Genomic DNA, 341 nt, shown 5'->3' on the forward strand with positions numbered 1-341 from the left:
CCAGGGACTGCGCAAGCTGGCCAAGCTGCTCGACCAAGCCGGAGGGGCCGACCTCGGCATTCCGGGCGGAGGTGCCGTACCGCCGCAGCGCGAGGGCGGGCGGGAGGGCGACCGCGACGCCGACCGGGAGGGCGACCGTGGAGGAGACCCGGACGGAAGCCGCGAGGGCGGGAAGAGCCACTCCTCGAAAACCTCCGCAAAGCGTGCGACACGCGCCAGAGCCGCGACGCTGAAGGACATGAGATCAGCACCAACCGATCCCGACGGATCGACCGCGACACCGCCGAGCAGCTGCTCGGCGGTGTCGCGGTCGACACGTCGGCCGGTCAGGCCCCCCTCAC

Annotated in this window: 1 protein-coding gene; it reads right to left on the reverse strand. The window is 72.4% G+C overall.

What is annotated here, in order from left to right; genetic code table 11:
• The coding region (locus tag UK12_RS34150) for a hypothetical protein (protein WP_045307109.1) at nt 1-181 on the reverse strand (181 nt) is incomplete at its 3' end.
• Nucleotides 182-341: the final 160 nt, after the last annotated feature.

It is taken from the genome of Saccharothrix sp. ST-888 (assembly GCF_000955975.1).
Classification (GTDB): domain Bacteria; phylum Actinomycetota; class Actinomycetes; order Streptomycetales; family Streptomycetaceae; genus Kitasatospora.